The 22,411-nt window shown below is 70.5% G+C and carries 20 protein-coding genes; 11 read left to right on the top strand and 9 right to left on the bottom strand.

Features of this window, described 5'->3' with window-relative positions; all coding sequences use genetic code 11:
• Positions 1 to 368: 368 nt before the first annotated feature.
• Positions 369 to 1,763, top strand: coding sequence for a UDP-N-acetyl glucosamine 2-epimerase (locus tag C475_RS03665; protein WP_006882418.1), 1,395 nt, complete (start codon positions 369 to 371; stop codon positions 1,761 to 1,763).
• A gap of 176 nt (positions 1,764 to 1,939) precedes the next feature.
• Here C475_RS03665 and C475_RS03660 read toward each other — a convergent pair whose 3' ends face one another.
• Entirely contained in the window at positions 1,940 to 2,188 is a 249-nt protein-coding gene (locus C475_RS03660) for a glutathione S-transferase N-terminal domain-containing protein (RefSeq protein ID WP_006882417.1), read from the bottom strand.
• A 274-nt stretch (positions 2,189 to 2,462) separates the two neighbouring features.
• On the opposite strand from C475_RS03660, the gene C475_RS03655 reads away from it, so the two are divergent.
• Entirely contained in the window at positions 2,463 to 3,974 is a 1,512-nt protein-coding gene (locus C475_RS03655; RefSeq protein ID WP_006882416.1) for a BGTF surface domain-containing protein, read from the top strand.
• Between the two features lie 339 nt (positions 3,975 to 4,313).
• Here C475_RS03655 and C475_RS03650 read toward each other — a convergent pair whose 3' ends face one another.
• Positions 4,314 to 4,922: an ArsR/SmtB family transcription factor gene (locus C475_RS03650; RefSeq protein WP_006882415.1), complete on the bottom strand. Its 609-nt coding sequence runs from the start codon at positions 4,920 to 4,922 to the stop codon at positions 4,314 to 4,316.
• Positions 4,923 to 5,137: 215 nt separating this feature from the next.
• On the opposite strand from C475_RS03650, the gene C475_RS03645 reads away from it, so the two are divergent.
• Complete coding sequence (locus C475_RS03645) at positions 5,138 to 5,944, top strand: HVO_0234 family beta-propeller protein (RefSeq protein WP_006882414.1); 807 nt, start codon at positions 5,138 to 5,140, stop codon at positions 5,942 to 5,944.
• 66 nt (positions 5,945 to 6,010) lie between these two features.
• On the opposite strand, the gene C475_RS03640 is transcribed toward C475_RS03645, so the two are convergent.
• On the bottom strand, positions 6,011 to 7,483 hold the full coding sequence (locus C475_RS03640) for an endonuclease/exonuclease/phosphatase family protein (protein WP_006882413.1): 1,473 nt from the start codon (positions 7,481 to 7,483) through the stop codon (positions 6,011 to 6,013).
• A 159-nt stretch (positions 7,484 to 7,642) separates the two neighbouring features.
• Between C475_RS03640 and prs the strand changes: the two genes are divergently transcribed.
• Both prs and C475_RS03630 read left to right on the top strand, forming a co-directional pair.
• Positions 7,643 to 8,494 carry a ribose-phosphate diphosphokinase gene (gene prs / locus C475_RS03635; protein ID WP_006882412.1) on the top strand — a complete coding sequence of 284 codons (852 nt, stop codon included), beginning with the start codon at positions 7,643 to 7,645 and terminating at the stop codon, positions 8,492 to 8,494.
• A gap of 91 nt (positions 8,495 to 8,585) precedes the next feature.
• Positions 8,586 to 8,768, top strand: a complete 183-nt coding sequence (locus C475_RS03630) for a hypothetical protein (protein WP_006882411.1) — start codon at positions 8,586 to 8,588, stop codon at positions 8,766 to 8,768.
• A 1-nt stretch (position 8,769) separates the two neighbouring features.
• Here C475_RS03630 and C475_RS03625 read toward each other — a convergent pair whose 3' ends face one another.
• Together C475_RS03625 and ilvD are read right to left on the bottom strand one after the other, a co-directional pair.
• A complete protein-coding gene (locus tag C475_RS03625) occupies positions 8,770 to 9,087 on the bottom strand; it encodes a HalOD1 output domain-containing protein (RefSeq protein ID WP_006882410.1) in 318 nt (105 codons plus the stop codon).
• Between the two features lie 367 nt (positions 9,088 to 9,454).
• A complete protein-coding gene (gene ilvD / locus C475_RS03620; RefSeq protein WP_006882409.1) occupies positions 9,455 to 11,203 on the bottom strand; it encodes a dihydroxy-acid dehydratase in 1,749 nt (582 codons plus the stop codon).
• A gap of 161 nt (positions 11,204 to 11,364) precedes the next feature.
• On the opposite strand from ilvD, the gene C475_RS03615 reads away from it, so the two are divergent.
• Together C475_RS03615 and priL are read left to right on the top strand one after the other, a co-directional pair.
• Positions 11,365 to 11,976, top strand: a complete 612-nt coding sequence (locus C475_RS03615) for a DUF7139 domain-containing protein (protein ID WP_006882408.1) — start codon at positions 11,365 to 11,367, stop codon at positions 11,974 to 11,976.
• A 167-nt stretch (positions 11,977 to 12,143) separates the two neighbouring features.
• On the top strand, positions 12,144 to 13,337 hold the full coding sequence (gene priL / locus C475_RS03610) for a DNA primase regulatory subunit PriL (RefSeq protein WP_049930037.1): 1,194 nt from the start codon (positions 12,144 to 12,146) through the stop codon (positions 13,335 to 13,337).
• A 28-nt stretch (positions 13,338 to 13,365) separates the two neighbouring features.
• Here priL and C475_RS03605 read toward each other — a convergent pair whose 3' ends face one another.
• Positions 13,366 to 13,614, bottom strand: coding sequence for a DUF7472 family protein (locus tag C475_RS03605; protein ID WP_006882406.1), 249 nt, complete (start codon positions 13,612 to 13,614; stop codon positions 13,366 to 13,368).
• Positions 13,615 to 13,804: 190 nt separating this feature from the next.
• Here C475_RS03605 and C475_RS03600 point away from each other — a divergent pair, with 190 nt between their 5' ends.
• The gene (locus tag C475_RS03600) at positions 13,805 to 14,467 is read left to right on the top strand and encodes an SWIM zinc finger family protein (RefSeq protein WP_006882405.1); all 663 of its coding nucleotides are present in this window, start codon (positions 13,805 to 13,807) and stop codon (positions 14,465 to 14,467) included.
• 151 nt (positions 14,468 to 14,618) lie between these two features.
• Here the strand turns inward: C475_RS03600 and hjc are convergent, their stop codons facing one another.
• The 3 genes from hjc to C475_RS03585 all read right to left on the bottom strand — a co-directional run bounded on the left by hjc (position 14,619) and on the right by C475_RS03585 (position 19,309).
• Complete coding sequence (gene hjc, locus C475_RS03595; protein WP_006882404.1) at positions 14,619 to 15,140, bottom strand: Holliday junction resolvase Hjc; 522 nt, start codon at positions 15,138 to 15,140, stop codon at positions 14,619 to 14,621.
• Between the two features lie 100 nt (positions 15,141 to 15,240).
• A complete protein-coding gene (locus tag C475_RS03590; RefSeq protein ID WP_006882403.1) occupies positions 15,241 to 17,184 on the bottom strand; it encodes a cellulase family glycosylhydrolase in 1,944 nt (647 codons plus the stop codon).
• Positions 17,185 to 17,329: 145 nt separating this feature from the next.
• Complete coding sequence (locus C475_RS03585; protein ID WP_006882402.1) at positions 17,330 to 19,309, bottom strand: sensor histidine kinase; 1,980 nt, start codon at positions 19,307 to 19,309, stop codon at positions 17,330 to 17,332.
• Between the two features lie 108 nt (positions 19,310 to 19,417).
• Here C475_RS03585 and C475_RS03580 point away from each other — a divergent pair, with 108 nt between their 5' ends.
• The 3 genes from C475_RS03580 (at position 19,418) to C475_RS03570 (ending at position 22,386) form a co-directional block, all read left to right on the top strand.
• Positions 19,418 to 20,044, top strand: a complete 627-nt coding sequence (locus tag C475_RS03580) for a TetR/AcrR family transcriptional regulator (RefSeq protein ID WP_006882401.1) — start codon at positions 19,418 to 19,420, stop codon at positions 20,042 to 20,044.
• Between the two features lie 46 nt (positions 20,045 to 20,090).
• On the top strand, positions 20,091 to 21,584 hold the full coding sequence (locus tag C475_RS03575; RefSeq protein ID WP_049930035.1) for an MATE family efflux transporter: 1,494 nt from the start codon (positions 20,091 to 20,093) through the stop codon (positions 21,582 to 21,584).
• Positions 21,585 to 21,690: 106 nt separating this feature from the next.
• Positions 21,691 to 22,386 carry a TetR/AcrR family transcriptional regulator gene (locus C475_RS03570; RefSeq protein ID WP_006882399.1) on the top strand — a complete coding sequence of 232 codons (696 nt, stop codon included), beginning with the start codon at positions 21,691 to 21,693 and terminating at the stop codon, positions 22,384 to 22,386.
• Positions 22,387 to 22,411 lie beyond the last annotated feature (25 nt).

Raw genomic sequence — 22,411 nt, 5'->3', positions numbered from 1 at the left:
CTCCCAGTGAATCGAGTATCGTCTCTTTGGCGAGTAACTACTGATGTATTTTAGTACCGAGTAGCGGACAGTTCGGTGTGAAATAACTGAACACAATGGGGCGCTGTGCTGGCCTCTTGCGCTCCATCTTGCATATCACTCGTGCCGAGAGTTGGGTGTGTTGTATCCGGTTCTGCTACATCGTTCACTTGTACCGAGGGTTCGCGCGAGCGTAGCGAGGGCGAGTCACGCGGCTGAACGGAGCGAGCCCACCCATCTCTACCCCTGTCTCTGTCGGCCGGGTTTCCTCGGCACGCAGAGCGCGCCTGCGGGAACCCACCCGTCAAAAAGATGGTAACGTACAAGCGGCGTCCGGCCAGAGGGCGGGTATGGACGCCGACCCGATGTTCTACGACGACCGGCTCGCCGCGGAGATGGACCGCGGCGAGTTCGTCCTTGCGGTCGTCACCGCGACCAAGCCCGACTTCTACAAACAGGCGCCGGTCGTCGCCGCCGCCCGCGAGCGGGACCTCCCCTGTTTCGTGGTCCACACCGGCCAGCACTACGACGACCTGCTCGGTCACGGTCTCGAGGAGTACGATCTCGAACCCGCGATCGCCGCCGACCTGGGCATCCGCGGCGACCTCAGCGAGAAGACCGCCCAGATGATGCTCGCGGTCAAACAGCTGGCCGAGCGCCTCGCGGAGTGGCCCGACACGACCGTCCTCCCGCTGGTCCACGGCGACACCCACGCCGCGGCTATCTTCCCGCAGGCCTGGCTGTTCGCCACCAACCAGCAGGTGGCCCACAACGAGGCCGGCCTCCGCGGGATGGCGCCCGACTACGACGCCGTCCCCGACACGGCCGAGGGGTACCCCGACCCGGCCGCGCTCGTCGACGCCCAGTGGGACGGCGAGTGGCGCGTCGACCGCACCGAGCCGTTCCCCGAGCAGTACGACACGTTCGTCGGTTCGGCCGCCGCCCGCTACCAGTTCGCCCCCGTCGAACTCAACCGCGAGCACCTCGAATCGGAGGGCTACCCCCCCGAGGTCGACGGCGACGAGCGCATGCCCGTCGTCGGCAACTCCGTCGTCGACGCGATTCAAATGAAGGCCGACCACGACGGCGAGAGCGTCTTCGACGTCTACCCCGTCCTCGAAGCGCGGGACGACTGGATCCGCGTCGACGTACACCGCCGCGCGAACCTCTTGCCCGGCCGATTCAGGGCGCTCGTCGAGGGCGTGATCGCGCTGGTCGAAGACGGCTACAACGTCAACTTCGTCGAACTCACCGCGACCCGTCACGCGCTCGAACGCCACGGCTACCGCGACCGCCTGCAGCGGCTGGCCGACGAGCGCGACAACTTCCTCTTCACCGGGCTCTGGAAGAAACACGCCCACGTCTACGAGTTCCTCCGCTCCGGGCAGTGTCTCGCCGAACTCACCGACTCGGGCAGCATGCAGGAGGAGCTGAACTACATCGACGAGGCGTGCTGTCTCACCGCCCGGTTCAACACCGACCGCCCGGAGACGGTCTTCGACGCCGAGACGAACCTGCTCGTCCCGCCGGTCTCCGGCGAGTTCGTCCACGAGACGGTCACGCACGTCCTCGAAACCGACGCCGTGCGCGAGCGCCTCCGGTCCGGCCCCGATCTGTACGGCGAAGGCGTCGGCGAGCGTATCGTCGACTTCCTCGCCGAGCGCCGCGACGCGGACACCTTCGAGTGGTCCCACGAACGGCAGGGCTTCGACGGCCTCGACGGACAGTCCGTCGACTACCTGTAGCGGCGCACGGACCGAAAACGGCCGAGAGAGATTCTAACTGCCGTACTCTTCTTCGAGGTACTCGACGATGTCAGTCCCACGTTTTTCCGCTCGGGTATCCTCGCTCGCTTCGCTCGCTACGGGTACCACTCGCGCAAAAACGTGGGCGAAAAAGCGCTCGCTCCGCTCGCGCTCGATCAGCTACCGTACTCTTCTTCGAGGTACTCGACGATGTCGTCGCTCTCGGGCATGCCCTCGACGCCGTTGTCGGGGTCGACGAGGACGGGGACGCCCGTCTGGCCGCTCACGTCCTCGACCTCGGTCCGCTCGGAGTGCGACCGGGGCACCATGTGCGACTCGTAGTCCAGACCGAGCTCGTCGAGCTTGCTCGTGACCTTCGCGCAGTAGGGACAGCCTTCGAGTTCGTACAGTTCGAGGTTTGCCATCGCTTTCCGTAGGGGATCCACGGTGAAAGGGCCAACGGTCGTGTGTCCCGGCCGCGCAGGGCCGGCGGCCGGTCGCCGAAGCTGTTCGGCCCGTCCCGGGGACCGATCAAAGCCAGGTTGAAGCTTACGGGAGTGGTATTTGTGTTCCGACTGACGATCCGAGTGCGATGAGAGACGACTGCCACCCTGACCGGTCGCCCGCGACCGGCCTCCGACCGACGTACCGTCCGCCGATAGCCCCGCCCGCTCGCGACCGCCCCACGGGGGTGGTCGGATGACCGCCGACGGCCTCGTCGCGCGAGTTCGCGGGGGCGTCCGCCCCGCGCTCCTCGTCTTCCTCGTCGCGACGCTGGTCACGAGCCCGCTGGCCGGCGTCGTCGCCGCCGACGCGGCGAGGAGCGCCGACTCCGGTCCCTCCTTCGAGGAGTCGATCACGACGGTCCGGCAGGGCGAGACGGCCGAGATCGCCGTCAACACGACGGGCGCGTCCGGCGACGGCGTCCAGTTCGTGATCGGTGACGCCGACGACGAGGACCAGAACTTCGAGGCGCATGCGACGGTCACCGACGCCGACGGCGACGGGACCGTGGTCGTCCGCTTCGACACCGCCGCCGTCGACGAGGGCAGCCCAGAGTCGTACCTCACGGTCGCCGGCGACGACGCCATCGAGGACCGGACCGAACTCGCGGGCACCGACGACCCGCTCGCGCCCACGGCCTACGACCTCGCGCTGGGCGACCCCGCCGATCCGGTCGCCATCGGGACGCTGGCGCTGCTGAGCGCCGACGGCGACTCGGCGGGCGGGGCCGACGGCGACGACGGAACGGCGACGCCGCGCCCGCTCCACGACGGGACGACCGTCGACACGACCGACGGCGAGGTCGTCGTCGACGCGGGCGCGGGGCAGACGATCGCCGGCGAGACGACGCTCGACCCCGGGACGACGCTCTCGATCCGGGTGACCTCCCGCTCGGATAAGTCGCCGTTCCTCATGCAGGCCGAGACCACCGTCGGCGACGACGGTTCGTTCTCCGCGCCGTTCGACTTCGGCAACGTGCCGGTCGGCACCGCCCTCGAGGTGTCCGTCCGTGGCGACGGCGAGGCGCTCGCGGAGGTCTACGGGCGCGTCGCCGACTGCGAGGACAGCTGTCCGACCGCGACGGCCACGCCCGGCCCGGACGGCGAGGGCTCGACCGCGACGCCGCTCGATACGGACGAGATCCAGGTCCAGAGCGTCGCCCAGGTCGCCAGCGGTGACACGGTTCGGATCCCCGTCACCTTCGGTGACGCCGACGCGCTGACGGTCACGCTCGGCGACGAACGAGCGGTCAACTACGAGACGAGCGCCGTCGTCCGCGACACGAACGGCGACGGCCGCGCGGTCGTCGTCGTCCGGACGGGAGCCGCCGCCGACGCCGACCGACCGGTCCTCGCCGTCGCGGAAGCCGGCGAGACCCGCCCGGCGAACGTCACGAGCGAGACCACCCTCGACGGCTCGCTCGACCCGTTCGAGTACGACGTCTCGGTGTCGGCGGGGACCGCGGCCGACGGCGAGCCCGACGCCATCGGGACGCTCGTCGTCCTCGCCGACGACGGGAGCGCGGGCGACGACGCCCCGACCGCCACCGCCGACGACCCGCCCGCCGACCCCGCCGGGCCCAACGGCGCGACGGTCGCCGCCGAGGGCGGCTCGGGCTCACCCCTCGCCGGCCTCGGCGCGCTCGCCGTCGGCGGCTTGATCGCCTTCGGCGGCGTCGCCACGTTCCTCGGCTTCGTCCGCGACTGACCGCCGCCCACGCTTCCGTTCACCCTCCTGCGCTCCGCTGTTCCTCTCGGGCTCTCGTCCTTCCTCCCTCGCTTCACTGTTGCTCCTGCCTTCTCTCTCGTCCGCGTTCTCCGCTTCCCGCTCACCGTTCCGTCTCTCGGGCCTCGCGACCTTTACCGCCGGTGCCCGGTCGACGCCGGACCGACGGTCTCGCTGTGTCGTCCCGAGCGTTGCTGGGTCGTCCCGTTCGTCGTGGCGCGCACCGGTCGCTCACCGCTGAGTCGTCGATGCGGACGGCGACCGCTCGTTCGCGCGGTACCGGTCGCTGCAGGGTGGAGCCGAACTCTCGGAAGTCGGAGCCTACCGGTCGAGCGCGAGGGCCGCGAGCGCGGCCACCGCGAGGCAGAGGAAAAAAAAGAGGACGCCGGGTTCGACCACGTCGAAGACGACCCAGGCCAGCGAGCCGGGCTCGCCGATCGTCGCGTTGGGGCTGGCTGGGCCGGCGCCCGAGCCGCCGATCGAGGGGCGGGCGACCCGTTCGGCGCCCCACTGGACGAGCAGGGCGGCGACCCCGAGCAGGCCGATCCCGCCCACCACGTCGGTCAGCGTCCGCTGGACGCGGGGGCGAACCTCCTCGTTGCCGACGATCACGAGCGGGTCGCTGGCCGGGCCGTAGACGGTCATCTCGTTGCCCTTCTCGGAGTACCGCGAGTCGACGGGCTCGACCAGCCCGGCGGCTTCGAGGTTCGAAACGTGGTAGTGAACGTTCTGGACGGACGTGTCGACGGCGTCGGCGATCTCCGAGGCGGTGCGCGGCCGCTCGAACAGCGTCCGGTAGACCGCCCGCCGGGTGTCCGTCGCGAGCGCGTCGAGCACGTCGTCGGTCTCCTCGCCCTCGACGTCGAGGACTCGCAGTCGCTCGTCGCTCGTCGCCGTCCGGTCCTGGATCCGGTCGATGAGTCCCGACATCTCTCCGTCCCGATCGATCCGTCCGCGCCCATATATCCCTACCCGAAGGTTAAATCTCGCTTTGAACGCCCGCCGTCGCTCGGTATCGGGAACGCCCGCCGCGCCGGATTCGATCGGCCGCTGCGCTCCGTCGAACACGCCCAGCGGACGGAGGTGGCCGCGTCGCCGAACGGATGCGGCGGCAGGTTTTCACGGCCGGGCCGCCCACTCCCCGTATGAGCGCCATCGAGGAGAAACGGATGTACGGCGACCGTCGCGAGGAGACGGTCGCCTACCTCGCGACGGGACAGGGCGTAGCGACCGTGCGGGTCTCGGGCGACCAGGTGGGTCGGTTCGGGCTCGCCCACCGGGCGGACGCTCGCGACGTGACGACGGTCGACGGCGCGGTCGTCGTCGCCACCGACGAAGCAGTTCTCGTCGGCCCCGAGGAGTTCGAGCCGCTCGAATTCGGCCCGGCGGTCGCCGTCGGGACCGACCGCGAGGGCGACGTGCTCGCCGCCGACGAGTCCGGCCGAGTCGCCCGCTACCGCGGCGACGAGTGGACGGACCTGGGAACGGTCGCCGACGTGCGGGCCATCGCCGACGGGTTCGTCGCCGCCGCCGACGGCGTCTGGCGAGTCGACGGCGACGGCCTCGCGAACGCGGGGCTCGACGCGGCCCGCGACGTGGCGGTCGCCGACGGCGTCCCGCTGGCGGCGACCGACGACGGGCTGTACCGACTGGGCAACGGCTGGCTGCGCGAGCGCGAGGGGGCTTTCCGCGCGGTCGCCGCCGGCGGCGACCACGCCCACGCCGCGACGGCCGACGCGCTGTTCGAACGCGACGGCGAGGGGTGGGGAGCCGTGGACCTGCCGATCGAGGAGCCGGTCGTCGGCGTCGACTACGGCGAGTGCGTCTACGCGGTCACCGCCGGCGGGACCTTCCTCGTCGAGGCCGACCCCGAGACGACCGCCGACGGCGCTGGCGGCTGGCGTTCGCGGTCGATCGGACTCCCCGGCGTGGTCGCGCTCGCGGTGGCCTGAGCGGTCACCGCTCGGGGGAGAGCGGTCCCGGAGGGGCGACGGACGGCGGAGGCGATCGACGACTCGTCAGTTCCCGTCGCCGTCTCGACCGCGCGCGAGCGCGCCGGCGACGAGCGCCGCCGCCGCGGAGAGGAGGCCGAACCCGGCGCCCGCCCCGTCGGTCGTCCCGGCGGGCTGGGTCGGTGAGCCCACCGACGCGTTCGTCGCCGAGTCGGTCCGGCCAGCGGCCGATGCGGGTGTCGGCGTCCGGCTCCCCGTTCGGGTCGGTGTGGACGCCGGGCCCCGCGCCGCGGTCGAACTCCCCACCGGGGTCGGAGTCGGCGACCGAGTGGGCGACGGCTCCGCGATCGGATACGTCGCGGCGACGCCGGCGTGGTCTGAGGGCCACACGGTGACGGGCTCGCCGTCGACCGTCGCCGCCACGCGGTCGGCGGGGTCGGCGCCGAGCCGTTCGACCGCGGTCGGGGCGGGGCCGCGCGAGAGCACGTGGTCGACGCGGCTGCCGAAGCGCGGGCGCTCGTTCCGCAGGTTCGCCGGCTGACAGCAGGTGTCGCCCGGCTCCGGCGGCGCGACGCTGGCCGCCGCGTCGGTCAGCGCCCGGGTCACCGTCTCGTAGGCGTCGCGGCCGGCCGCCGGTCCGCTGTTGAGGTCCGCGCCGACGACGACGGTGCCCTCGGCGGGGAGCACGTCGACCAGTTCTGCGGCCTGCCGACGGCGGACGCCCGACTTCGACGATTCGAGGTGGGTCGAACAGGCCGTCAGGGCCGTCCCGTTGACGACGAGGTCGGCCAGGCAGTACCCCCGCCGGAGCGTCACCGTCAGGTCGTCGCCGAGTATCGGGAACCGTGCCTGCGCGTCGTAGCGGCCCGAGCCCGCGTCGCGCACGTCAACCCCCTCGCGGACGAGCAGCGCGACGCGGTCGGTCAGGCGCACGTCCAGCCACTCGTCGTCCGACTCCGCCGGGACGGACACGTCGGTCGTGACGGCGGTGGCTGCCACCTCGTAGGCGCCGTCCCGGTCGGCCAGCGCCGCGGTCACGAGGTCGAGCATGTCGACGACCGTCTCCCCGCTCCCCTCGCCGAACAGCGGCCGGGTCCGGACGACCGCCGCTTCCTGGAGCGCCACCACGTCGGCCTCGGCGGCGAGCAACCGCTCGGCGATCGCGTCCGCCCGGGCGGCGTAGGGATGGCGCCGCGCCTCGGCGAGGAGGTCCCCGGCGATCGACCGCGCCTCGGACAGCGAGTCGGCGTCGAACAGGTCGAACAGGTCGACGCCGAGATAGCAGTTCCAGGTGGCGACGGTCACCGCCGCGGCGCCGTCCGCGCCGGTCGCGGCGTCAGTTCGCTCGCCGACGGTGTCACCCCTCCGCTCGCCGGGCGCGGCCGTCGACCGACCGACGGCGCTGGCCCCGAGTCCGGCCGCGCCGGCGAGAACCGCCCGACGCGTCGGCGAGCCGAGCGGCGAGTCGGTCGCGTCGTCACGGTCGCTGCCGTCACCGTCGCCGTCGTCGCCCCCGGCCGCATCGGTCGTCGCGGGCATCGTCGGCCCGTATCCGGTTGTCCCTCTTGACGATGTCGAACCAGTTCTCAGCGTCGATTCTGGGGGGTCACTCGCCGGTCGACGCCCCGGTTCGCCGGTCGCGGGCGACCGTCCGCTGCAACCGAAACGGTGTTTACCGGCGAACGCGACCCCCCGGACATGATCGTCAGCGGGTCCACGTCACAGGCGTTCGCGGCCGCACTGGCCGACGCGACGGGTCGGGACCTGGCCGCCGTCGAGTACGACCGCTTCCCCGACGGCGAACTCCAGGCCACCCTCACCGACTTTGCGGCCGACGACGCCGTCGTCGTCGGGTCCACCGTCTCCAGCGACGCCCACGTCGAACTGCTCCAGCTCCAGGACGCCGTCCGCGAGGCCGGCGCGAACGAGGTAACCACGGTCCTCCCCTACATGGGTTACGCCCGCCAGGACGCGGCATTCTCCGATGGCGAGCCCGTCTCGGCCCGGGCGGTGGCCCGAGCCGTCTCGACGGGGACCGACCGCGTACTCACCGTCAATCCCCACGAGACCGCCGTCTGTGACTTCTTCACGGTTCCCGCCGAGCCCGTCGACGCCGCCGGCCGCCTGGCCGACCCGCTGCCCGCCGATCTGGCCGACCCGCTCTTCCTCTCGCCCGACGAGGGCGCCATCGACCTGGCGGCGACGACCCGCGACGCCTACGGTCGCGGCTCGACCGACTACTTCGAGAAGGAGCGCGACTACGACACCGGCGCGGTGACGGTCGAGCCCAGCGACGCCGCGGTCGCCGACCGCGACGTGGTGCTGGTCGACGACATCGTCGCGACGGGGTCGACGATGAGCGAGGCCATCGCCGTCCTCACCGACCGCGGCGCCGCCCGCGTGTTCGTCACCTGTGTCCACCCGATGCTCGCCGCCGACGCCCGGACGAAACTCGAACGCGCCGGGACGACCGCCATCTTCGGCACCGACACGATCGAACGCCCGGTCAGCGCCGTCAGCGCCGCTCCCGCCGTGGCCGACCGCCTCTGAGTCCGTCGCCGCGCCGCCCGTCTCCGCAGTGACGTGTCAACACCGAAGCCTATAAGCCGGCCGTACGTGAGCTACCAGATAGCACGGACCAATGACGCGACACACGCAAGGCACTTCGGGGGCGACGGAGGGGCCACCGCTGGGGACGCTCGATCCGGACTCGATCGAGCGGATAGACGTCCACCTGCAACGGGCGCTCGATACCGAGGACACCGACGAGAAGGACTTTCACGTACGCCACGCCAGGCAGTTGCTCGAAGCCTGCCGGGAGTAGCTCACTCCGACCGGGGTCTGACCCGTATCCGGCCGTCGCCCGTGACGGTCACGTCGGTCCCCGCGTAGTCGATTGTGACGTTGACCGTCAGCGGGTCGCCCGAGCGGACGAGCATGTCCAGCGCGTCCGCGTCGACGACCCCCTGTACCGGCGGGAGCGCCGTCACGTTTCGGTTCGTGACCGCCGCGACGGCCTCCGCGACCGCGATACTCGGCGAGTCCTCCTCGCCCCAGTCGTAGTGGTCGAACGTGACACCGCTGGTTTCGCTGCTGTGCGCGTCGACACTGTCGCCTTCGTCCCCCTGCTTTTCGTCTCTCATGTCTCGTATCCGATTGACGACGCCGGTCGGCCCGATACGTGACCGGCAATACACGTCACTACGGTCCCCTGTCGCATATGCCTTGTGTCGCCAGCTATCAGTAGTGAAATTAACCATCGGCCCAATCGGACCCGTCAGATAGTCATACGATGGTGTCACTGTAATCATCGATAAATGTAGTGCTAACTTAATCTCCGAAGAAAATGACATTAGGCAGATACACCCTGCCACCGTTTTCCGCACGGGATGTCCTCGCTCGCACCCGCTCGCTGTGGGCACCCCCGACGCAAAAAGATGGGGCAAAAACCGGGTCTCGTTCCACTCGACCCGGAGCACCGGCGGCCTGCGGCCGCCGGACGGTCCCGACTTAGTCCCACTTGGCGCCGGGGTTGGTGACCGCGCCGTTTGCCGCAGACCCGAAGTCGCGGTGGTACTTGGCGAGCACGCCCGACTCGTAGTTCGGTTCGGGCTCGTAGTCTTCGAGACGCGCCTCGATCTCCTCGTCGCTGAGGTCGACCGAGAGTTCGAGTTCGTCGACGTCGATGGTGATGGTGTCGCCGTCCTCGAGCGCGGCGATCGGGCCGCCGACGAACGCTTCCGGGGCGACGTGACCGATCGAGAAGCCCCGGGTCGCGCCGGAGAAGCGACCGTCGGTGAACAGCGCCACGTCGTCGGCGTGGCCCTGGCCGGCCACCGCGCTCGTGACGCCGAGCATCTCACGCATGCCCGGACCGCCGCGCGGCCCCTCGTTGCGGATGCCGATCACGTCGCCGCTGTCGACTTCCCCTTCCTGGACGTACCGCATCGCCTCGCTCTCCTCGTCGAAGATCCGGACCGGTCCCTCGTGGCGGCGGTACTCCTCGCCGGAGATCTTGATGACCGCGCCCTCGGGCGCGAGGTTGCCCGTCAGGATGCGGATCGCGCCCTGCTCGTTTTTCGGCTCGTCGACGGTGTAGAGGTAGTCGGCGTCGACGTCCTCGATCGCGGGCGGGTCGTAGGCTTCGAGCGCCTCGCCCATCGTCTCGCCGGTCACGGTCAGTGCCTCGCCGTGGAGCAGGTTCGCCTCGTACAGCGCGTTGAGGACGACCGGGACGCCGCCCACCTGGTGGAGGTCGTTCATCACCTTCTCGCCGCCGGGCTGCAGATCAGCGATCTTCGGCGTGCGCTTGCTGATCTCGTTGAAGTCCTCGATATCCAGGTCGACGCCGGCTTCGGCGGCCATCGCGAGCAGGTGGAGCACGGCGTTGGTCGAGCCGCCGATCGCGACCTGCAGGGCGATAGCGTTCTCGAACGATTCGCGGGTGAGGAAATCGGATGGGCGACGGCGCGCCTCGACGACCGCGGTCGCGAGTTCGCCGGCCCGGCGGGCTTCCTCGTAGCGGCTCTCGTCTTCAGCCGGCGGGCTCGCGCTGCCCAGCGGCGCGAAGCCGATCGCCTCGGAGATCGAAGCCATGGTGTTGGCGGTGAACATTCCGCCACAGGACCCGGCGCCGGGGCAGGCCTGCTGTTCCATCTCGTAGAGTTCGTCCTCGGTCATGTCACCGTCGGCGACGGCGCCGACGCCCTCGAAGACGTTCTGGATGGTGATATCGCGGCCGTCGTGTTCGCCGGGCATGATCGACCCGCCGTAGAGAAAGACGCTCGGCAGGTCCGTGCGGATGGCGGCCATCATCATCCCGGGCATGTTCTTGTCGCAGCCGCCGATGACGACGAGCCCGTCCATGCGCTCGCCGAAGCTCACCAGTTCGACGGAGTCGGCGATGACCTCCCGGGAGATGAGCGAGGCCTTCATGCCCTCCGTGCCCATGGAGATGGCGTCGGAGATGGTGATGGTGCCGAACTCGATCGGCATGCCGCCCGTCTCGTCGACGCCCTCGTAGGCCTCGTCGGCCAGGTCGTCGAGGTGGACGTTACACGGCGTGATGTCGGCGGCCGGGTTGGCGACGCCGACCATCGGCGACGAGAGGTCCTCGTCGTCGTAGCCCATCGCGCGGAACATCGCGCGGTGGGGCGCGTGCTCGGCGCCTTTCGTGACCTCGCTGCTCGGGAGGTCGTCGGGTTTGTCGTCGGCCACTCCGCTCGCACCGTCGCGGGGTTCCGATTCCTGCTGACTCATACCTCTGAATCGTCGCCAGTGGCCTAAACCGTTTTCCACCGCGTGCGGAGACGTCCCATTCGACCCCGAACCGGTTCGACCCGGTCCGACGACTTCCCCGCGGGCGGCGTCGTGCGCGCGTCTGACGGGTAGCTTTGTAGGACGGGCGACAACGGTCGGCTATGCCCAGTCTCTCGGAAGCCTACGACCGCGGGGAGTGGACCGGGCGCGACCCGCGGCGCGTGTCGGCGGGCGGCGGTCTGTTCGTCGTCGGTGCGCTCGCCGTCGTGAGCGCCATCCTCGTGTTGACGACGGACCTGGCCGCCGTCTTCGACGCGACGAGCACGACCGACGCCCGCCGCGTCGCGGGCGTCCTCGCCGGGCTCGGGATCCCGGCGATGTTCGTCGGCGTCGTCGCCGTCCTGCCCGCCAGCCGCCGTGAGCGACTCGGCGCGCTCGCCGGCGCCGCTATCACCGTCGCCGGCGTCGTCATGTACTGGCGCGTCTACCCCCAGCGGTGGGTCGAGGCCAGCGACTCGATGGCGTTCCCGACGGCGATGCTCTATTTCGTCGGCGGGAGCGTCGCGCTGTGGTTCGTCCTCTCGGCCGTCGCCTCGTTCAAGCTCCGCAACAACCCCCAGGGGACCGTTCGGCTGGCGGTCACCCGCCAGGGCGAAACCGAGGAGATCCACGTCACCCGCAGCGAGTACCAGCGCTACAAGCGCGCCGTCCAGGGCGACGCCGACAACAGCGAGGCCGTCGCCGAGGAACTGCGCGCGCTCCACCGGGACTGAGCCCGCGCCGCACCGCTCGACCGTTTCTGCCGACGTCGACGCTGTCGACAGCGCAGCGAGCGGTAGCCGACCGTCCCCCCCGCCGACGCGACCGCCAGCCAGTGGCGACGCCGCTCCGCTGACCGTCGGCTTTATTCGACGGTAGGAACAACGAGCGGTCGATGCGAATCGAGCCCATCCACGCCCGGTACCCCTGGCGGGGGGAGTCGCGACAGGCCGTCGGCGAGGCGGGCGTCGACCTGGCGGCCCTGGTCGCCGAGGACGCCGCCGTCGTCGAACGGGGGGTCGAGCGCGTGGTCTGGGCGCTGGAGGACGGCGCGGTCGGCGACAGCCACGATATCGACCGGATCGAACTGCTCTCCTATCCGGTCGCGCGCGTCCTCGTCTCGCTCGTCGACGAGCACGTTCTCACGCGCAAGTACGCCGAGGCCGAAGCCGCGACGGCCTTCGAGCGCTTCACCGCCGACTTCGCCGATACGACGGAGTTCAAATCCGCCAGCAAGCCCCGGCTCACGCTCCGGGAACTGCTCGCGGAGTTCGACCTGTCCGGGAGCGTCCGGGCGGCCGACGGGACCGTCGGCGACGGCTCGGCCGTCGTCAGCGACGGCGCCTCCCGGGAGTTCCACGTCGAAGTGGGAACGTACCTCGACCTGGTCGCCGACCAGCGAGGCGACGAGTGGCGCCTGGTCAACCGCGCGCTCGCCGACGGCGAGGTGCTGGTCGACGGCGAGGAGCTCCTCACCCTGTTGCGCCAGGCCGTCCGTCACCGCGTCGACGACGGCCTCCCCCTCTCGGTCCCCGAGACCATCGCCGACGAACTCGCCGAGGAAGCCGAGAACCTCCGCGAGCGGCTCTCCGAGCTCGACCTCACCCGCGACATCGACACCGTCGTTCCCGAGCTGTTCCCGCCCTGCATGAAACACCTCCTCGACCAGGTCCAGCAGGGCGACCACCTCGAACACCACTCGCGATTCGCCATCGCTTCCTTTCTGACCAGCATCGGTATGACGACCGACGAGATCGTCGATATCTTCGAGGTCAACCCGGGCTTCGGCGAGGAGGCGACCCGCTATCAGGTCGACCACATCCGCGGGGCGACCAGCCCGACGGACTACTCCCCGCCCGCCTGTGCGACGATGCAGTCCTACGGCGACTGCATCGGCAAAGACGAGATCTGTAAAGACGAGATCAACGAGTCTCACCCGCTGAACTACTACGAACATCAGCTCGACGAGGCCGAGGAGGACGACCTGACCGACTGGCGCGAAGCGCGCGAGGACGGGGACGGAGAGAGCGAGGACCCCGAGGACGGAGAAGCCGAAGACGCAGAAGACGGGGAAGCCGAAGACGCCGAAGCCTGAGCGGTTCCGGCGCGACGGCGGAGGGCGTCTACGCCTCGTCGAAGCTCGCCCGGTACAGGATCAGTCCGGCGACGGCCATGATGAGGACGAACAGGCCGACGACGCCGACCATGACGAGCCCCCCGTCGGGCTGGAGTACGGGCGCAGCCGAGCCGTTGTCGGTCACGTTGGCGGGGTCGGCGTAGTTGGAACTGACGACGTAGGCCGCACCGACGAACAAGACGACCGAGGCCGCCGAGATACCGAGTTCGACGGCGAACTTCCGGTCGATTTCCATGGCCGTGGATTTCCCCGGCCCGGGCAAAAGCGCTTCGAAGCGCGCGTTCACTGGTCACCGACCGGCCGCCGACGCATCGGCGTCGTCGACCGCCGGCACCGCGCGCGCACACCCGCGATGGAGTTAGGTGCGTTCGGAACCTACGTTTCGAGTGGACGCGACAGCGATAAACACCAGCGTCCGAACGCCTATGTCCGAATCACGTACCCCTACCCAGGTCCGAAAGACCGCACTCGCACCGGACGTTCGGCGGCTCGACGAGCGGGCCGCCCGCGCCTGGACCGAGCGCATGGCCGTCCGCCCGCTGGGCGGCGGCCGCTACGCCGTCGACAGCGCCAGCGGCGCGACCTACGTCGTCGACCTCCCCGCGGGCACCTGTACCTGCCCCGACTACCAGATCCGCGGCGAGCGGTGCAAACACCGCCGGCGCGTCGCCATCGAGATCACCACCCGCCGAGTGCCCGCTCCGGGCAAGCGCGCGGCCGTCTGCGACGCCTGCGGCGTCGACACCTTCGTCCCCGAGAGCGAGGGAGCCCCCGACCTCTGCGGGGCCTGCCGGCTGGAGCCCGGCGACGTGGTTCGCGACCGGGAAACGGACGACCGGCTCGTCGTCGCCCGCGTCACGCCCGAGCGGGCGCACGAGGTCGTCATCGAGGGCGTCGGCGAGACGGTCGCCGACTACGCCACCAACGAGGGCTACCCCCTCGACGATCTGGTGGTCGAAGCGGTGTATCTGGGCGACCTCGCCCGCCGGGAGTCGCCGCGCCGCTACTCGTTTCCCCTGTCACGGCTGCAGCGGGTCGACGACGCCGCGGTCGTCGACCGAGATCTGCGTGAGCGCGCCACGGCGTAGCGGCGACCCGGCGGACCGCGTCCCGTCGTCCGCTTCGTGTCCGGGCACGAGACCGTCTTCGACGCCGGCGAGCCGCGCCTCCGGCCCGCGGTGGGGTGGGTTCGAGACGAAACCGGGGGGTCGAGCGCGGGCCCGTCGGGGGACCGCGACGCTACAGCATCTCGGCGGCTTCCTCCTTCGAGAGGTCGCCGCGTTCGAACGCCGAGAGCACGTCGAGGGTTCCCTGGTCGGGGCCGTCGTCGGCCACCTCGTCTAAGGTGACCTTCTCGGAGTGGCCGACGAGTTCGTCGAAGTCGACGCCGTGGGCCAGCGCGGTCTCCTTCTTGACGCGGTAGTTGCCGCCGTCGGTGACGTGGACGGCCTCGTCGCCGGGGTGGAAGAAGTACCAGTCCTCGCGGTCGAAGCGGACGCCGATGCGGGGTTTGGCGCCGAAGTTGCGCGAGAAAAAGAGGAGCGCCTCGACCTCCTCGCCGTCGAGGTAGATGGGGTCGCCCGCCGACGACTTCGCCTCGACGGCGTAGAAGTCCTCGCCGTCGCCGGCCAGCACGTCGGGGAGTTCGCGCTCGGTGGCGCTCCCGCTGGCGGGCGCGCGCATCACCGCGAAGCCGGCCGCGTCGAGTTCGTTGACGAGCTCCCGCTCGCGGCGGTCGCCCTTCGCGTTCGAATTCGCCATCTGCCCGAAGATTGCCGACGGCCGGCTAAAGACTGTCGGGACCGGAGCGGAAGTGGTCGCCCGACCGCCCGACTGCGAACCGGTGACGCGCCGGCCGCGCTCAGCGGCCGAGCGCGACGGTGGCCATCGCCGAGGGCGTCTCCCAGACGGCGTCGGACTCGTCGTACCAGGCGACCTTCGCGTCGCGCCTGATGCCCCCTTCGGCGTCGTCGACGACGTGAACGTCCATGCCGAGGCGGTCGCCGACGAAGGGCGCGACGCCGTAGGGTTCCCAGGGCACCGCGATTTCGGCCCGCCAGCCGTCGCCCGTCTCGGTCACGGTCGCGTCGACGGGGTCCACGGTGGCCGAGTTGGCACCCGGAGTCAGCCGGCCGGATCCGGCCTCGACGACGAGCTGGAGGTCGTCGACGCCGTCGTACTCGTCGCCGCCGTCGTGGGCCAGGTCGAGGTACAGCTCGACCGCGTCGTGGTCCAGCACCGCCTCGTCGGCCACCGTGACGAGGACGTACAGCGCGCGCCCGTCCCACAGCGCCCGCCACTCGCCGGTCACGTCCGACGCCTGCTCGGCCCAGACTCGGGTGTCGATCGGGTGGGGCGGCGTGTCGGCCCAGGCGTCCTCGACCGACCGGTCGACGGCCGGCGCGTCGCCCGCGGCAGGGATCGTCGCCGCCGCCTCGGCGGACGCGGCGGTCGTGAACTCGGCGGTCGCGGGCCGGGACTCGCGACCGGCCCCGTCGACCGCGGTGGCGCTCACTGCGTATCGCTCGCCCGGGTTGAGCCCCGTCAGCTCGTACGACTGGCGCGAGCCGCGGAGGACCCGCGGGTCGTCGTCGCCGAGCGCGATACGATACTGCACCACGTCGTCGCCGCCCGAGTCAGTGGGCGCCACCCACACGAGCGTCGCCGCCGTCTCTCCGATCGACGAGAGGCCGAGGCTCTCCGGGGCGCCTGGCGGTCGGCCGGTCGGCGTCGCCGTCGCGGTCGGCGCGTCCGCGCCCGCCGGCGGCCAGTGGCGCTCGCGCTCGGCCGCCAGCCACCGCTTGACGAGCTCGCCCATGTACCGGTCGCCCCCGCGGAGGTTCCACTCGGCGTCGAACATCGGCGGGACCCACTGGGAGTCGAACGCGCGGGCGCACCAGCCGACGTTGTCGTGGCTGGCGAGCCACTCCCGGAAGGGACGACCCCACGACCCCGTCGTGGCGGCGAAGTGAGAGTCGACGTTCGCGTCGTCGGCGTACCCCCACTCGGTGACGAACACCGGCACGGACAGCGCCGGGTCGCCGAACGTCGCCTCCCAGGTCTCCGGTTCCCAGGAGGGGTAGACATGGGCCGAATAGACGACGTTGTCGTCGGCGAACGGCTCCTCGGCGGCGTAGGCGGTCAGCGACGACCACCGCGGCGAGCCGACGACGACCGGCGTCTCCGGCGCCCGCTCGCGGACGAACCGTACCCAGGGCTCGGCGTACTCAGTCCAGGTCCGCCAGGCCTCGATCCCGCCCGTCGCCGGCTCGGTGGGCTCGTTGAACAGCTCGTAGAGGACGTGGCTCTCGTCGGCGTACCGCGGCGCGACCGTCCGCCAGAACGTCCGCAGTCGGTCGTCGATGGCGTCCGTGTCGTAGCGCTCGGTCGCGTGATAGTCGATCAGCAGGTAGACGCCCCGCTCGGCCGCCAGCGCCACCGCCTCGTCGAGATACTCGTTCGCGAACCGCTCGACGCCCACGTTGGCGAGGGTCTGGGGCGTCGCGGGAACCCGGAGGACGCGGCTGTGCCAGCCCGCCCCGGCGTCGGTGGCGAGTTCCAGGGTCTCCCGGTACCCCTTCCCGCGGGCGTCGGCCCGCTCGCGCCCCCACACCGGCCCGGGGACGTTCACGCCCCGCAGGACGACACGGCCCCCCGACGGGTCGGTGAGCCACCGCCCGTCGACCGACAGCCGCGGCGGCCCCGCCGGTCCCGACCGCCCATCGGACCCGAGAACGTCCCCACAGCCCGCCAGGCCCGCGAGCGACCCGGCAGCGGCGCCCGACAGGAACCGTCGCCTTCGCATACACGTCGGTTTCGGCGTGACCCCTAAAATGGTAGCGTCGTAGTTATCAGTAGAGATTCCTGAAAGCGAATCGCACATAAGAGGTATCGAACCGTGTGTAGGAAGGTACACAACAGTTATCGAGTGCGATTCTGTGCGGGATACGTCAGCCTTCTGGGCTGTCGGTGTCGGTGGCGTCGTCGAACACGTCGGAGACGACGAAGCGGGCGCCGTCGTGGTCTGGGTCGACGGCGACCGACCAGCCGTGGGCCTCGACGACGGTTTCGACGATCGCGAGGCCGAAGCCGGTCCCGTCTTCGTCGGTCGTGTGGCCGTATTCGAAGACCTCGTCGACGGTGTCGGCCGGGATGCCGGCGCCGTCGTCGGCGACGGCGAAGCCGTCCTCGGTGAGTTCGACCGTGACAGTCAGCCCGTCGCTCTCCGTGCCGTCGTCGGGGAGTCCGTGTTCGACGGCGTCGTCGGGCGCGTCAGCGCCCGACGGCTCGACGGAGCTTGCTCCGTCGGTGCCCTGCTGAGCCTGCGAATCCGGGCTCGTGGAACCGTGTTCCACGGCGTTCCGGAAGCAGTTCTCGAAGGCCTGCCGGAGGCGGTCGGGGTCTGCCGCGATAGTGCGGCTCTCGGGCACCGACAGCGTCGCCGACCCGCTGTCGACGGTCGCCCAGGCGTCGCGGGCGACGGTCGCCAGATCGACCGACTGCGTCTCCTCGATGTCCCGGCCCTGCCGGGCCAGCGTCAGCACGTCGTCGATGATCTCCTCCATCCGAAGGTGGGCGTCGTCGATCGTCTCGACGTGGGGATCCAGCGCCTCGACGCCCTCCGCTCCGAGGTCGTCGACTTTCCCATCGATCAGTTGGAGGTGGCCGCTGGCGACGTTCAGGGGGTTGCGCAGGTCGTGGCTGACGGTGCTGGCGAACTGGTCGAGCCGTTCGTTCTGCCGCTGTAGTTCCGCCCGCGAGCGTTCGGTGCGCTCGCGTGCCGCCTCCGCCTCCCGGATCTGGCTCCGCAGCGCCTCGCGCATGTTGTCGAACGCGACGAACAGCCGTCCGATCTCGTCCTCGCGGCTCGTCGAGAGGTCCACGTCGAGGTCGCCGTCCGCCATGGCTTCCGCGCGCCGGCGCAGCCGGCGCAGCGGGACGACGGTCCCGCGGCCGAGGACGAACCCGACGACCGCCAGCGTCGTGATCGAGGCGACGACGAGGACGACCACGTTCCGCCCGACCGTCTCGCTGGCCTGGTAGAGCTGCGACTTGGGCGCCTCGGTCACGACGACCCACGGGCTGTCGGGGACCGGCGCGAACGCGACCACGTCCGAGGCCCGCTCGCGGCTCGCCGACTCCCCCGCGACCGCCCGCTCGAAGGCAGCCGTCTCCGCCAACGGGCTCGGCGCCGTCTGCCGGGAGGCGAACACGTTCCGCCCCTCGGGGTTCAGCAGCTGCGTCCGGACGATCGAGCGGGCCCGGTGGAGCTGTTCGAAGTCGCCGCGCACGTCACCGACGACGACGAGTACGCCCTCGCCGACGCGGACCCGTCCGGCGAAGGCCATCAGCAGGCGACCGTTGGACTCGTAGGCCCGGTCCGAGACGCCGACGCGCCACTCGCCGCCCGACGCGTTCCGCGCCGCCGCGATCGGCGCCGTCCACTCCGGGCGCCTCGTGTCGACCGCGCTCCCCTCCACGTCGGCGACCGTGCTCGCGAGGACCGTCCCGTCGGCGTCGACGTAGTGGATCCCCGCCACGTCCGTACTGGCCTGTGCCCGCAAGGCGTCCAGCGTCTCGCCGATCCGTTCGGGGTCCTCGGTGGCGTAGACGTTCGAGCCCGAGAATCCACGTACCTGCGCCCGCATGCTCGTCATCCACTCGCCGACCGAGTCGGCCTGCAGCGTCGCTGTCGACCGGAGCGTGTGCTCCGCGTCGTCCTCGATGATCCCCCGGATCTGGACGTAGCTTCCGACGCCGACGACCGCGACCAGCAGGATCACGACTGCCATCGCGACCGCGAACTTCAGGGCGTAGCTGCGCCGGACCGGCCCCGGGACCAGCCGCTCGGCGACGCCCCGAACCGACCCCGACGCGTCGCCCGTGTCGGCTCCGTCCGCGTCCGATTCCGCCGTGTTCGATCCCTCCATCGTCGTCGCTCCCGTCGTACTCTCTGATACGATCCCTTGAGCGTTGTCCCCCGATTCTCAGGGTCTGATCGGCAATGATTTATATATCGACTGGCCATTCAGTCAGATATGTCGGGGGACGATTCGACGCGCGCGGCGATCATGGACGCCACCTTTCGCGCGCTCGCGAACCACGGGTACGCCGACCTGACGGTCCAGGCCATCGCCGACGAGTTCGAGAAGAGCAAGTCGCTCATCCACTACCACTACGACTCGAAGGCGGACCTGATGGTCGCGTTCCTCTCGCACCTGCTCGACGAGTTCATCGACGAGGTCGAGGGGGGCGGCCCGGACGACCCGCGCGAGCGACTGCTCCGGATGGCCGAGATCGTCGTGGTCGGCCTGGGCGACGACGCGGCGACTCGCGATTTCCACACCGCGCTGCTCGGAATGCGCGCCCAGGCCCCCTTCGAGCCGGACCTGCAGGAGCAACTCGTCGAGAACGACCGGCTCATCCGCGGCGTCGTCGCCGACATCGTCCGCGAGGGGATCGACGAAGGGGCGTTCCGCGACGTGGACCCCGAGCGCTACGCCGCGCTGTTCCGCTCGACCATCGAGGGCGCCCAATCGCACGACGTGATCCTCGGCGACGCCGCCCCGACCGACGAGGCGTTCGCCGGGATCGAGGCGTACCTGATCGACGACCTGCTGATGGCGGACGGCGTGCCCGACGGCGCCGACGACGGAGGGGCGTGACCGCGTGACGGATGCACCGGACGAGTCGTCGGCCGAAACGGCGGATATCTCGGAGGACGGTCGGCCGGACGAACCGGCTCGGGACACCGACTACGACCTGACCGAGGGGTCGCTCCTTCGGCCGCTGGTGGCTCTATCGGCGCCGATCGTCTTCACGCAGCTGCTTCAGGTGGTGTACAACCTCGTCGACACGTTCTGGGTCGGCCGGCTGGGCGGCGACGCCGTCAGCGCCCTCTCCTTTTCCTGGCCGCCCGTGTTCGTGCTCATCTCGCTGGGCGGCGGACTGACGCTGGCCGGGAGCGTCCTCGTCGCCCAGCACAAGGGCGCCGGCAACCTCGAACGGGTCAACGAGGTGGCGGGCCAGACGCTGGCGTTCGTCACGTTGTTCTCGCTGGCGCTGGGCGCCGTCGGCTACCTGCTCGCGCCCGCGTTCCTCCGGCTCATCGGCGCCGATCCCGGGACCACGGTGTTCACCTACTCCCTGGAGTACATGCGGGTGATCTTCCTCGGCGTCTGGTTCATGTTCGGCTTCTTCGTCTTCCAGTCGCTCCTCAGAGGCTGGGGCGACACCCGAACGCCGATGTACCTGATGGCCGTCAGCGTCGCCGTCAACGTCGTCCTCGACCCGATCTTCATCTTCGGGTTCGTCGACAACCCCCTGTTCGGTATCCTCGGCATGCGCGGGCTCGAAGCGGACCTGCTCGCCGCGACGGGGTTCACCGGCCACGGCGTCGAGGGCGCGGCGATGGCGACGGTCCTCTCTCGCGCGCTCGCGACGATCCCGGGAGTCGCCCTGCTATTTTCGGGCCGACTCGGCCTCTCGCTGTCGCTGGCCGACCTGCGACTGGAGCGGGCGACCGTCCGGAAGATAATCGAGATCGGCTACCCCGCCAGCATCGAACAGAGCTCCGGCGCGCTGTCGTACACCGCGATGACGGCCATCGTCGCGGTCATCGGCTCGACGGCCGTCGCCGCCTTCGGCATCACCGCCCGGCTGACCTCGTTCGTCTTCCTCCCCGCGGTCGGGCTGGGGATGGGCGTCGAGACGGCGGTCGGCCAGAACCTCGGCGCGCGCCGCGCCGACCGCGCCCGAAAGGCCGTCTATCTCGCCGTCGGCATGCTCGTCGCCGCCTACGTCGTCGTCAGCGCCGCCGGGATCTACTGGGCGCGGGACATCGTCGGCGTCTTCATCGTCGGCGAGGAGGCCGACCGGATCGTCGATATCGGGGAGACGTACATGGTGATCGTCGCTCCCACCTTCGCGTTCATGGGCACATTCCACGTCATCAAAGGCTGTTTCAACGGCGCCGGCAACACCCGCGCCGCGATGATCATGTCGGTCACCGCCGTCTGGGGCCTGCAGGTCGTCCCCGCGTGGGTCCTCGTGACGAACTTCGACATGGGCACCACCGGCGCCTGGTGGGCCATCGCCGTCATGCACGTCGGCTCGGCGCTGATCGTCGGTGCCTGGTTCCTCCGTGGCACCTGGACCGACACCGTCGTCGAGGAGGAGGAAGCGGCCGCGACGGCCGCGGACTGATCCCCGGCCGCCGCCGCTTCTACCCGTATTCGCCGCATTCGATCGGTCCGGGTCGCCGCTTCCGCGACCGCCAGTCCTTTATTTGATTGAATACTCAATCAAGAGCATGACCGACGACGCCGCGGACGAGAGCGCGACGACCGAGGGCGATCCACCGGACGGTCGGTCCGACGACGCCGCCGACGCGACCGCCGACGGCGGCGACGAGCCCTCGACGGCCGACGAGATCCGCTGGGCGGCGTTCGACGTGCTGGTCGAGGACGGCTTCGACGCGTTCACCACCCAGGCGGTCGCCGACGAAGCGGGCGTGAGCCAGTCGCTCGTCCACTATCACTACGACACGAAGGAGGATCTCGTCTTCGCGATGTTCACGAACGGGCTGGACCACCTCACCGACGAGGTCCGCGAGCGCGCCGACAGCGACGACCCGCGCGAGCGACTGCTCGAACTGGCCCGGTACATGCTCAGAACGCCGGAGGGCGAGGGGTTTCAGGAGACCGTCGAGTTCTCCCGGATGCTGCTGGAGATCGAGGCCCAGGCCCCCTACGACGACCGCCTGCGCGACGCCGTCGAGTACGATTCGGAGTTCCTGGAGGGGTTCGTCACCGACGCCGTCGAGGAGGGGATCGAGTCCGGACAGTTCCGCGACGTGGAGCCCGAACCGTTCGCGGTCACCTTCGTCGCGGCCATCCGCTCGGGGCAGAACCGCCGCGCCATCTTCGCCGACGACGAGCGGGTCGACCCAGTCCTCGACGGCGTGGTGGCGATGGTCGACGACTACCTCGGGGAGGGCGACGCGTGAGTCGGCCGACCCGCTCGCCGGCGGC

The sequence above is a fragment of the Halosimplex carlsbadense 2-9-1 genome, from assembly GCF_000337455.1.
Classification (GTDB): domain Archaea; phylum Halobacteriota; class Halobacteria; order Halobacteriales; family Haloarculaceae; genus Halosimplex; species Halosimplex carlsbadense.
This window is presented reverse-complemented; position numbering and strand designations above follow the sequence as displayed.

Coding starts and splice junctions, on each gene's coding strand:
- C475_RS03625 (WP_006882410.1), bottom strand. CDS start 9,087: ATGAGAGACGAAAAGCAGGGGGACGAAGGCGACAGTGTCGACGCGCAC.
- C475_RS03655 (WP_006882416.1), top strand. CDS start 2,463: ATGACCGCCGACGGCCTCGTCGCGCGAGTTCGCGGGGGCGTCCGCCCC.
- C475_RS03615 (WP_006882408.1), top strand. CDS start 11,365: ATGCCCAGTCTCTCGGAAGCCTACGACCGCGGGGAGTGGACCGGGCGC.
- C475_RS03630 (WP_006882411.1), top strand. CDS start 8,586: ATGACGCGACACACGCAAGGCACTTCGGGGGCGACGGAGGGGCCACCG.
- C475_RS03660 (WP_006882417.1), bottom strand. CDS start 2,188: ATGGCAAACCTCGAACTGTACGAACTCGAAGGCTGTCCCTACTGCGCG.
- prs (WP_006882412.1), top strand. CDS start 7,643: ATGATCGTCAGCGGGTCCACGTCACAGGCGTTCGCGGCCGCACTGGCC.
- C475_RS03590 (WP_006882403.1), bottom strand. CDS start 17,184: ATGCGAAGGCGACGGTTCCTGTCGGGCGCCGCTGCCGGGTCGCTCGCG.
- C475_RS03640 (WP_006882413.1), bottom strand. CDS start 7,483: ATGCCCGCGACGACCGATGCGGCCGGGGGCGACGACGGCGACGGTGAC.
- C475_RS03580 (WP_006882401.1), top strand. CDS start 19,418: ATGTCGGGGGACGATTCGACGCGCGCGGCGATCATGGACGCCACCTTT.
- ilvD (WP_006882409.1), bottom strand. CDS start 11,203: ATGAGTCAGCAGGAATCGGAACCCCGCGACGGTGCGAGCGGAGTGGCC.
- hjc (WP_006882404.1), bottom strand. CDS start 15,140: ATGGCGAATTCGAACGCGAAGGGCGACCGCCGCGAGCGGGAGCTCGTC.
- C475_RS03665 (WP_006882418.1), top strand. CDS start 369: ATGGACGCCGACCCGATGTTCTACGACGACCGGCTCGCCGCGGAGATG.
- C475_RS03585 (WP_006882402.1), bottom strand. CDS start 19,309: ATGGAGGGATCGAACACGGCGGAATCGGACGCGGACGGAGCCGACACG.
- C475_RS03645 (WP_006882414.1), top strand. CDS start 5,138: ATGAGCGCCATCGAGGAGAAACGGATGTACGGCGACCGTCGCGAGGAG.
- C475_RS03650 (WP_006882415.1), bottom strand. CDS start 4,922: ATGTCGGGACTCATCGACCGGATCCAGGACCGGACGGCGACGAGCGAC.
- C475_RS03600 (WP_006882405.1), top strand. CDS start 13,805: ATGTCCGAATCACGTACCCCTACCCAGGTCCGAAAGACCGCACTCGCA.
- C475_RS03570 (WP_006882399.1), top strand. CDS start 21,691: ATGACCGACGACGCCGCGGACGAGAGCGCGACGACCGAGGGCGATCCA.
- C475_RS03605 (WP_006882406.1), bottom strand. CDS start 13,614: ATGGAAATCGACCGGAAGTTCGCCGTCGAACTCGGTATCTCGGCGGCC.